The sequence below is a fragment of the Helicobacter sp. MIT 14-3879 genome, assembly GCF_003364125.1.
This window is the reverse complement of sequence record NZ_NXLP01000150.1, coordinates 1-1360: the sequence shown is the minus strand read 5'-3', so window position 1 is coordinate 1360 and position 1360 is coordinate 1. Positions and strand designations below refer to the sequence as shown.

Sequence of the window (1360 nt, the reverse complement as noted above, 5' to 3'; positions counted from 1 at the left end):
AAGGGTGGAGTTAAACTTGGGTTTTTATATTCCATTTTGTCATTAATATCTTTCACTTTGTCATTCTAAAGTTTGTGAAACAAGTGAAGAATCTCTTAAGAAATCCCCTTGTCATTCTGAACCTGCTTTAGCAGGTGAAGAATCTCTTATACTAGATTCTAAAAGGACTAAAGAATCTTAAAGCTTTAATAACTTTCAAATTAAGCTAAATGAAAGAAAAATATAATGCAGGAGAAATATAATAAAGGAGAAGTGCAATGAAAGAAAAATATAATGCAGCCCCTAGCACAGATGATAATCTCTATAAGACTTGCTTGCATAAGACTTGCTTAGAAGATTCCCCCTTTGCCTACACGCTCTCGCTCATATCGGGCAAATATAAGATGAGTATTCTTTATTGCCTCTTTTGCTTTGAGGTAGTGCGTTATAATGAGATGAAACGTTATTTGAGTGGGATTTCTTTCAAAACTCTTACCAATGCCCTCAAGGAGCTTGAAGCAGATTCTCTCATACAACGCAAGGAATATCCCCAAATCCCACCAAAAGTCGAGTATTCTCTCTCACCGCGTGGTCAATCGCTCATTCCTATTTTAGATGCTATGTGTGAATGGGGAAAGGTAAATAAGGAGAATTTGTAGCCAACCAAATATTGCTAAGAATGAAGCACAACTATTTCTAATCAAAATTTGAGTATTGCTAAATCCTCTTTTAAGAAAGAATAAAGTCAGAAAAAAGCATTGAAACAAAAAGCATTGAAACTTTGTAAGGGTAGATTCTAGCTAAACACTAACTAATTGAAAGAATAAGGCTTGTAAATTAAAATAATAAAAGTTCTAATTAGGATTTAAGAGCAGATTCTTAAACTAAAAATACAGACAAATTAACTATAAGATAATCTCTCACTAAGATTCAAAGAAAGATTCTTAAACTAAAAATACAGACACTCATTAAGCACAGGCTCATTCAATAAAGTTCCTTAGGATTTGTTTTGTGGCTTTTAAGCTTTAAGCTAGTTAAAATTAAAATTAAGGCTTTACACTTAGGATTTAAGCCAATTAAGCTTTAAAAAGGTGAGTATTTTAAACTAAAAAGATAAATTCTAACTAAGATTAAAAATTAAGGCTCTTTAAAGCTCATTCATATTAACTCAAGCTCATTCATACAAATTAACTATAAGATAATCTCTCACTAAGTCAGAAAAAAATATTGAAACTTTGTAAGGGTAGATTCTAGTTAAACACTAACTAATTGAAAGAATAAGGCTTGTAAATTAAAATAATAAAAGTTCTAATTAGGATTTAAGAGCAGATTCTTAAACTAAAAATACAGACAAATTAACTATAAGATAATCTCTCACTAA

The 1360-nt window shown here is 30.6% G+C and carries 1 protein-coding gene; it reads left to right on the top strand.

Annotation, left to right across the window (positions count from 1 at the left end; all coding sequences use genetic code 11):
* The first annotated feature begins 257 nt into the window (after positions 1–257).
* The gene (locus tag CQA44_RS12050; protein WP_115547427.1) at positions 258–638 is read left to right on the top strand and encodes a helix-turn-helix domain-containing protein; all 381 of its coding nucleotides are present in this window, start codon (positions 258–260) and stop codon (positions 636–638) included.
* The last annotated feature ends 722 nt before the right edge of the window (positions 639–1360 follow it).

Excerpts from the sequence above, each read along its gene's own strand:
- CQA44_RS12050 (WP_115547427.1), top strand. The coding sequence starts at position 258 with ATGAAAGAAAAATATAATGCAGCCCCTAGCACAGATGATAATCTCTAT.